The organism is Streptomyces sp. NPDC056361 (assembly GCF_042262805.1).
Taxonomy (GTDB): domain Bacteria; phylum Actinomycetota; class Actinomycetes; order Streptomycetales; family Streptomycetaceae; genus Streptomyces.
This window is the reverse complement of the sequence record NZ_JBHJQI010000224.1, coordinates 1-9,056: the sequence shown is the minus strand read 5'-3', so window position 1 is coordinate 9,056 and position 9,056 is coordinate 1. Positions and strand designations below refer to the sequence as shown.

At 71.1% G+C, this 9,056-nt stretch carries 5 protein-coding genes; 3 read left to right on the top strand and 2 right to left on the bottom strand.

Annotation, left to right across the window (positions count from 1 at the left end):
• Positions 1-52: 52 nt before the first annotated feature.
• Both ACFCY7_RS38395 and eccCa read right to left on the bottom strand, forming a co-directional pair.
• Positions 53-337, bottom strand: a complete 285-nt coding sequence (locus ACFCY7_RS38395) for a DUF397 domain-containing protein (protein ID WP_376490721.1) — start codon at positions 335-337, stop codon at positions 53-55.
• A 63-nt stretch (positions 338-400) separates the two neighbouring features.
• Positions 401-4,354: a type VII secretion protein EccCa gene (eccCa, locus tag ACFCY7_RS38390; RefSeq protein WP_376490720.1), complete on the bottom strand. Its 3,954-nt coding sequence runs from the start codon at positions 4,352-4,354 to the stop codon at positions 401-403.
• A 184-nt stretch (positions 4,355-4,538) separates the two neighbouring features.
• Between eccCa and eccD the strand changes: the two genes are divergently transcribed.
• The 3 genes from eccD to ACFCY7_RS38375 all read left to right on the top strand — a co-directional run bounded on the left by eccD (position 4,539) and on the right by ACFCY7_RS38375 (position 9,017).
• On the top strand, positions 4,539-6,014 hold the full coding sequence (eccD, locus tag ACFCY7_RS38385) for a type VII secretion integral membrane protein EccD (protein WP_367826718.1): 1,476 nt from the start codon (positions 4,539-4,541) through the stop codon (positions 6,012-6,014).
• A 213-nt stretch (positions 6,015-6,227) separates the two neighbouring features.
• A complete protein-coding gene (rpsO, locus tag ACFCY7_RS38380; protein WP_015036567.1) occupies positions 6,228-6,518 on the top strand; it encodes a 30S ribosomal protein S15 in 291 nt (96 codons plus the stop codon).
• A 282-nt stretch (positions 6,519-6,800) separates the two neighbouring features.
• Positions 6,801-9,017 (top strand): polyribonucleotide nucleotidyltransferase, encoded by a 2,217-nt coding sequence (locus ACFCY7_RS38375; protein WP_376490719.1) that lies wholly within the window; start codon positions 6,801-6,803, stop codon positions 9,015-9,017.
• Positions 9,018-9,056: the final 39 nt, after the last annotated feature.

The following is a 9,056-nucleotide window of genomic DNA, read 5'->3' as shown; positions in this document are numbered from 1 at the left end:
CCTGTCGACACCTTCCCGTCCGCGGGCGACGACGGGAAGGTGACGACAGGCCCTAGCGCAGGTCGAACTCGCCGTCCCTGGCGCCCAGGACGAACGCGTCCCACTCGGCCTTCGTGTACCGCAGCACGGTCTCCCTGTCGAGGGACGAACGCATCGCCACCCCTCCCTCGGGAAGGCGCGCGATCTCCACCCGCTCCTCGTCCGGGTCCGTCCCCGGAGCCCCCTGCCACTCGACGCCGGAGATGTCGAGCGCGTACAACTCGTCCTTCTGCCGCTGCTTCTCCGCGGCCCGGGCGGCGTCCGCGCTCTCGGCGGTGGTCTCGTGGGCGTCGGTCATCGGCGCTTTCCCTTCGCGGTGGTACGGCGGTCCCTCCCACAGTAGTGGGAGGGACCGCTCCACTCAGTGCTGTTCGGGCAGCCAGCCCAGCTGCACCAGCGGCGTCCCGCGCTTCCGCGACACGAACGTGCCCCGGCCCGGCGGCATCGGCCGCGCCCGGACACCGCCCAGGACGTCGCCCTCCTGCGGATCGCCGGAGAGGATCACGCCCTGCGCGCCCAACTCCCGCATCCGCTGCAGGAACGGCTCGTACATCGCCCGCGAGGCACCCGCCTGGCTGCGCGCCACGATGAAGCGGATGCCGACGTCCCGCGCGAACGGCAGGTTCTCCACCAGGACCGCCAGCGGGTTCCCCGAGTTGGTGGCCACCAGCTCGAAGTCGTCGACGAGCACGAAGAGCTGCGGCCCCGTCCACCAGCTGCGGTCGCGCAGCTGCTGCGGCGTGATGTCGGGCTTCGGCGCCCGCTTCGTCATCACCGTGTTGATCGCGTCCATGTGCATCTGCATGGCCGACGCCATCGGCGCGTACTCCAGCAGGTGCGAGGGCGCCACGGCCTCCAGCATCGTCCGCCGGTAGTCGCCCACCACGATCCGCGCCTGCTCCGGCGTGTACCGCTCGCACAGCTGCTTGGCGATGAGCCGCAGCAGCGCCGTCTTGCCGGACTCGCTCTCGCCGAAGACCAGCAGGAACGGATCCGCCTCGAAGTCGACGAACACCGGCTCCAGGTTCGTCTCGTCGATGCCGATCGCGATGCCGTGCTGCGGGTACTCGAAGCCCTTCGGCAGCTGCTCCGCCGGCAGCCTGCGCGGCAGCAGCCGCACCGCCGGGGCCGGCGCACCGGTCCAGCCCGCCTTCACCGCCCGCACGAACGCCGCCGTGCCGTCCGCCAGGTCGGCGGACGAGCTCGACCCGTCGATCCGCGGCAGCGCCCCCATGAAGTGCAGCTTCTCCGGCACCTGGCCGCGCCCCGGCACCCCGGTCGGCACGTTCGCCGCGACCTTGCGGTCGAACTCCGAGTCCATGACGTCACCGAGCCGCAGCTCCAGCCGCCCCAGCATCTGGTCCTTCAGCGCGGCCCGCACCTCCATGTACCGGGAGGCGGTGATCACCACGTGGATGCCGTAGCCCAGACCGCGCGCCGCGATGTCGGCGACGATCGGCTCCAGCATGTCGTAGTCGTTGCGGAAGCCGCCCCAGCCGTCCACGACCAGGAACACGTCGCCCCACGCCTCGCCCGGCAGCTCGCCCGCGGCCCGCTTGCGCCGGTAGGTCGCCATCGAGTCGATGGCGTGCGTACGGAAGAACTCCTCCCGCCGGTTGAGCACGCCCATCACCTCGGCGACCGTCCGCCGCACCCGCTCCGGGTCGAGCCGCGACGCGACCCCGCCGACGTGCGGCAGGTCCGCGAGCGACACCATGCCGCCGCCGCCGAAGTCCAGGCAGTAGAACTGCACCTCGGCCGGGGTGTGGGTGAGCGCGAACGACGAGATCAGCGACCGCATGATCGTCGACTTGCCGGACTGCGGACCGCCGACCACCATCATGTGACCGGCCGCGCCCGAGAAGTCCCGGTACAGCACCTCGCGACGCTGCTCGAACGGCTTGTCGATGAGGCCGAGCGGCACGGTGAGCGCGCCCTGCCGCGTGTACTCCGTCGCCGTGAGCCCCCGGTCCGCCGTCTGCGCCAGCCCGGGGAGCAACTGGTCGAGCGACGGCGCCTGGTCGAGCGGCGGCAGCCACACCTGGTGGGCCGGCACGCCCTGCCCCTCCAGACGGCGCACGATCACGTCGAGGACGGTGTCCGCGAGCGCGTCGTCCTCGTCGGCCCGCTGCGCCGTCAGGTACGCCGGGTCCGGCGCCGCGTACACCACCGGTACCGGCGCCGCCGTGAACAGCGCGGGCCGCCGCTCCACCGGCAGCTGCCCGATCTCCAGCCGCGGCCCGCCCGTGCGGTACGTCCCTGACACGTACGCCGCCTTGAAGCGGGTCATCTCGTCCGTGCCGAACTTCAGATAGCCCGAACCCGGCACCGACGGCAGGTGGTAGGCGTCCGGCACGCCGATCGCCGTCCGCGACTCCGCCGCCGAGAAGGTCCGCAGACCGATCCGGTACGAGAGGTACGTGTCGAGGCCGCGCAGCTTGCCCTCCTCCAGGCGCTGCGAGGCCAGCAGCAGATGCACGCCGAGCGACCGGCCGATGCGGCCGATCTGGATGAACATGTCGATGAAGTCCGGCTTGGCGGTGAGGAGTTCGGAGAACTCGTCGATCACGAGGACCAGCGAGGCCAGCGGCTCCAGCGGAGCGCCCGCCGCCCGCGCCTTCTCGTAGTCGTGGATGTTCGCGTAGTTGCCCGCCGACCGCAGCAGCTCCTGGCGGCGCTGCAGCTCGCCGCGGATCGCGTCGCCCATGCGGTCGACCAGCGTCAGGTCGTCCGACAGGTTGGTGATGACCGCCGCCACGTGCGGCATCTGCGACATGCCCGCGAAGGTCGCGCCGCCCTTGAAGTCCGCGAGGACGAAGTTCAGCGTCTCCGAGGAGTGCGTCACCGCCAGGCCGAGCACCAGCGTCCGCAGCAGCTCCGACTTGCCGGAACCCGTCGCGCCCACGCACAGGCCGTGCGGGCCCATGCCCTCCTGCGCGGCCTCCTTCAGGTCCAGCATGACCGGCTGGCCGTCCTCGCCGACACCGATCGGCACCCGCAGCCGCTCGGCCACCGACCGCGGCCGCCAGGTCCGCGCCACGTCCACCGACTCGGCGTCCCCGAGGTTCAGCAGATCCGTGAAGTCCAGATTGGCGAGCAGCGGCTCGTCGTCGTCACCGCCGCCCATCCGCAGCGGCGCCAACTGCCGGGCCAGCGCCTCGGCCGCCGGCAGCGAGATCCCGTCCGGAAGCCCCTCGTACGCGAAACCGCCGCCCGACTCCAGGCGCAGTCGGCCCGGCCGGACCACCACCGACAGGCCACCGCGCGGCTCGTCGAGGTCGCCGGAGACCACCTCCACGATCGTCACGCCCTGGAGGCCCTCGGCCGCCGCGAGCAGCGAGTCCGGCGGCACCATCCCGCCGTCCAGGACGACGACCACGTGCGGCTGGTCGAGCACCGGCTGGTTCTCCCGCGAGAACCGCGGCCGCCCGTCCAGCCTCGAACGGACCAGGTTCTCCAGCTCGCCGAGGTCGTCACCGAACAGCCGCTTCGTACCGGCCCCGTCGACCTGACCGGGCACCTGCGTGTGCGGCAGCCACTTCGTCCAGTCCCACCGCTCCTGCGAGGCCCGCGCCGCCACCACCGCGAGCATCAGGTCGTCGGGGGAGTGCAGCGTCACCAACTGCGCCACCAGCGCACGCGCCACGGCCTGTGCCGACTCCGGTTCACCCGACACCGTCACGTGGTAGAACGCCCGCATCGAGACCGCCATCGGCAGCCCGTCCAGCGTCCCGTGCACCGCGAGGAACTGCTGCATCGCACCCGCGCACAACGGCTCCAGCTCGTCCACCGGGGCCGTGTCGGGCGCCACCAGCGGCGTCGCCAACTGCTGCGCGCCGAGCCCTATGCGCGCCTGCCCGAAGTCGTGGTCGCCGACCCGGCGCTCCCACACCCGCGACCCCTCGGCCACCACCGACCACAACTGCTCGGGGGAGGGGTGCAGATACAGCTGGGCGTCCCGCTGCGCGCGCGCCGTCCGCCGGACCGTACGCCGGGTCTGGGCGAGGTATTTGAGGTAGTCGCGGCGGACATCGGACATTTGCCCCTGCGTACCGCGACGGAATCTGACGAACTGGGCGACGGCCATCGCGACCGTCGACGCCAGCATCAGCGTGCCCATGATCCGCATGATCGGCGACGGCGTCATGAAGAAGAAGACCACCGAGGAACCCATGCCCAGCATCGGCAGGAGCTGCATCAGCGCCGACTCCTGCTGCCCCCGCGGAAGTTCCGGCGGGGACTCCAGGACCAGTTCCTCGCCGGGCACTTCCGGTGGAAGCGCCCTCGGCGGGCGTTTGACGACGATCTGGCTCACCGGCGCATCAATCCCTCGTTGGAGGCGGGCTCGTGGCGGGAGCATCCGCACCGGCACCCCAGTCGGCGACCGAGCGCGCGGACTTCCCCCATGGGACGGCGATCCTACTTGCAGCCCCCATCGGCCGTCCCCGGTAGGGTGGCGCGCGCATCGTGCGCAACCGCGAATCAGGGGGTCCAGACACGTGAGTACGACCGCAGCGACCGGCTTCTGCCGCGTCACCGTCGTGGCGCCGGACAGCCGCATCGACGTCGCGCTCCCCGAGGACATCGCCGTCGCCGACGTCTACCCGGAGATCCTGCGGCTCACCGGGCAGACCCAGGCCGCCGGCACCCCCACCGGATACCACCTGGTCCGCCGCGACGGGTCCGTCCTCGACGGCGCCCGCACGCTCGCCGCCCAGCAGGTCCTCGACGGCGAGGTGCTCTCCCTGCGCCCGTTCGCGCAGTCGCTGCCGCCGGCCGTCTACGACGACGTGTCCGACGCCGTCGCCTCCGCCGTCACCCGCGACCGGCACCTGTGGAGCGACGAGCTGCTGCGCGGCGCCGGCCTCCTCGGCGGCGTGCTGCTCCTCGTCCTCATGGGCTTCGTCCTCTGGTTCGCCGACCCGGTCCGCCACGACATGCACAGCCTCCCCGGGATCATCGCGGGCGCCGCAGGCCTCCTCCTCACCGCCTTCGCGGGCGTCCGCGCCCGCGTCTACGGAGACCGGGCCACCGCCGTGGCCCTCGGCCTCGGCGCGCTGCCGCTGCTGCTCATCGCCGGCTCCGGCATCATCGGCCCCGACGCCGGGGAGGGCCCCGGACGCCTCCAGTTTCTCCTCGGCTGCGTCACCGTGCTCGTCGCCGCGGTCGCCCTCGTCGCGCTCACCCCCAGCGGGGACGCGCCCTTCGTCGCCGCCACCTTCCTCGCCGGCGTCGGCACCCTCGCCACCTTCCTCGCGATCCTCACCGAGACCACCGCCACCGAGACGGCCGCCGTCTGCGCCCCCGTCGCCATCGGCCTGGTCGCCTTCCTGCCCGGCCTCTCCGCCCGCTTCGCCCGCCTCCCCATCGGCTACGCGGCCCCGCGCAGCGCCGCCGACGACGAGTTCCTCGGCGACGCCCAGCAGCCCGGCGAGGAGGCGCAGCCCGTCGACGGCGAGCGCATCGCCCTCCAGGCCCGCCGCGGCCACGAGATGCTCCTCGGCCTGGTCGGCGGCTGCGCGGCCGTCGTCGTCGGCTCCGCCGCCGTGCTCGGCTTCGCCGGCAACGTCTGGGGCCAGCTGCTCGCCCTCGGCGCCGGCCTGGCGATGCTGCTGCGCGCCCGCCTCTTCCGCTACACCTCGCAGGTCGCCTGCGTCCTGGTCGCCGGCATCGCCGCCATCGCGCTGCTCGTCCTCGGACTCTCCCTCAACCCGCCGGCCGACCTGGTCAAGGACCTCCTCATGTACGGCGACCGGGGCGGCCTCGACATCCGTACGATCTGGCTCACCGCGGCCGTCGCCGCCGGAGCCGCGCTGATCACCGCCATCGGTCTGATCATCCCGAGGAAGGGCCTCTCGCCCTTCTGGGGCCGCCTCCTCGACCTCACCGAGGGCTTCGTCCTGCTCTCCCTCGTGCCGCTCTGCCTCGCCGTCCTCGACGTCTTCACCTCGGTCCGTGCGCTGACCAGCAAATAGCTGCGAACGGAAAACGCAACCGGGTGCGCTCCGGCGAGCTGGTACGCTGTGTGACGGCCGTTTGTGTACGCGCTCCCGGTATGCCCCCGAGATTCACTCGGATGCCTCTGGAAGCTGCGCCCATCGGACCTTCGCCCGTGGAGTCACGGAAGCTTCCCCTGAGACCTAGACCAGGGGCACCCGCGGGCGCACGAACACCAAGAGGAGATCCGCGTGGCTCTCGACGCCGCTGTCAAGAAGCAGATCATGGCCGAGTTCGGCACCAAGGAGGGCGACACCGGCTCCCCCGAGGTCCAGGTCGCCATGCTGTCCCGTCGCATCTCGGACCTGACCGAGCACCTCAAGCAGCACAAGCACGACCACCACTCCCGTCGTGGCCTGCTGATCCTGGTCGGCCAGCGCCGCCGCCTGCTGCAGTACCTGGCCAAGAAGGACATCCAGCGCTTCCGTACGCTGGTCGACCGCCTCGGCATCCGCCGCGGTGCGGCCGGCGGCGCCAAGTAAGCAGCCGTTGAGGGAGCGGTTCCCACTTTCAGGGGGCCGCTCCCTTTGCTGTACGTGCACAAAGTGCGCATCGGCACTTAGTCTGGTCGCACAACCCCATACGACGAGCGAGAAGCCGCCGGCCAGCCGCCGGTCCTCGGTAGTGGCCCCCGGAAACGAAAAGCCGGGAGCTTCGATCGAAGACCGGCCCGCACCCGAGGCGAGCTTCTCCGCCACCGTCGCACACCGTCCCCGGCCACACGGGCCCCGGACGCAAAGACGAACACGTAGGAGAAACCGCTAGTGGAGAACGAGACCCACTACGCCGAGGCCGTCATCGACAACGGCGCCTTCGGTACCCGCACCATCCGCTTCGAGACCGGCCGTCTGGCCAAGCAGGCCGCCGGCTCCGCCGTCGCCTACCTGGACGACGACACGATGGTCCTCTCTGCGACCACCGCCTCGAAGCGCCCCAAGGACCAGCTCGACTTCTTCCCCCTCACGGTGGACGTCGAGGAGCGGCAGTACGCGGCCGGCAAGATCCCCGGCTCGTTCTTCCGCCGCGAGGGTCGCCCCTCCGAGGACGCGATCCTCACCTGCCGCCTGATCGACCGCCCGCTGCGCCCCTCCTTCAAGAAGGGCCTGCGCAACGAGATCCAGATCGTCGAGACGATCATGGCGCTCAACCCCGACCACCTGTACGACGTGGTCGCGATCAACGCCGCCTCCGCGTCGACGATCCTGGCGGGCCTGCCCTTCTCCGGCCCCATCGGCGCCACCCGCGTCGCCCTGATCAAGGGCCAGTGGGTCGCCTTCCCGACGCACACCGAGCTCGAGGACGCCGTCTTCGACATGGTGGTCGCCGGTCGCGTCCTGGAGGACGGCGACGTCGCGATCATGATGGTCGAGGCCGAGGCCACCGAGCGGACGATCGAGCTCGTCAAGGGCGGCGCCGAGGCGCCGACCGAGGAGGTCGTCGCCGCCGGTCTCGAGGCCGCGAAGCCCTTCATCAAGGTCCTCTGCAAGGCCCAGTCGGACCTCGCCGCCAAGGCCGCCAAGCCCACCGGCGAGTTCCCGGTCTTCCTGGACTACCAGGACGACGTCCTGGAGGCGCTCACCGCCGCCGTCAAGGGTGAGCTCACCAAGGCGCTCACCATCGCCGGCAAGCAGGAGCGCGAGGCCGAGCTCGACCGCATCAAGGACCTCGCCGCCGAGAAGCTCCTCCCGGCCTTCGAGGGCCGCGAGAAGGAGATCGGCGGTGCCTACCGCGCGCTGACCAAGAAGCTGGTCCGCGAGCGCGTCATCAAGGACAAGGTCCGCATCGACGGCCGTGGCCTCACGGACATCCGTACGCTCGCGGCCGAGGTCGAGGCCATCCCGCGCGTGCACGGCTCGGCGCTGTTCGAGCGTGGCGAGACCCAGATCCTGGGCGTCACCACCCTCAACATGCTCCGCATGGAGCAGCAGCTGGACACCCTTTCCCCGGTGACCCGCAAGCGCTACATGCACAACTACAACTTCCCGCCGTACTCCGTCGGCGAGACCGGCCGCGTGGGCTCGCCCAAGCGCCGCGAGATCGGCCACGGCGCCCTCGCCGAGCGCGCCATCGTGCCGGTCCTCCCGACCCGCGAGGAGTTCCCCTACGCGATCCGTCAGGTGTCCGAGGCCCTCGGCTCCAACGGCTCGACGTCGATGGGCTCGGTCTGCGCCTCCACCATGTCGCTGCTGAACGCCGGTGTGCCCCTCAAGGCCGCCGTCGCCGGTATCGCCATGGGTCTGATCTCCGAAGAGATCGACGGCCAGACGCACTACGTCGCCCTCACCGACATCCTCGGTGCGGAGGACGCCTTCGGCGACATGGACTTCAAGGTCGCCGGCACCAAGCAGTTCGTGACCGCGCTCCAGCTCGACACCAAGCTCGACGGCATCCCCGCCTCGGTCCTGGCCGCCGCGCTGAAGCAGGCCCGCGACGCGCGTCTGCACATCCTCGACGTGATGAACGAGGCGATCGACGTTCCGGACGAGATGTCCCCGAACGCGCCGCGCATCATCACCGTCAAGATCCCGGTGGACAAGATCGGTGAGGTCATCGGCCCCAAGGGCAAGATGATCAACCAGATCCAGGAGGACACCGGCGCCGAGATCACGATCGAGGACGACGGCACCATCTACATCGGTGCCCAGCAGGGCTCGCAGGCCGAGGCCGCCCGCGCCACGATCAACGGCATCGCCAACCCGACCATGCCGGAGGTCGGCGAGCGCTACCTGGGTACGGTCGTCAAGACCACCACCTTCGGTGCCTTCGTCTCCCTGCTCCCGGGCAAGGACGGCCTGCTGCACATCTCGCAGATCCGCAAGCTCGCCGGTGGCAAGCGCGTGGAGAACGTCGAGGACGTGCTCGCGATCGGCTCCAAGGTCCAGGTCGAGATCGCCGAGATCGACCAGCGCGGCAAGCTCTCCCTGATCCCCGTGATCGCGGACGAGGACGCCGAGGGTGACAAGGACGACGCTGCCAAGTGACGTCCCGTAGTTCCCGCGCGACGGCCCGCCCCTCTTCGG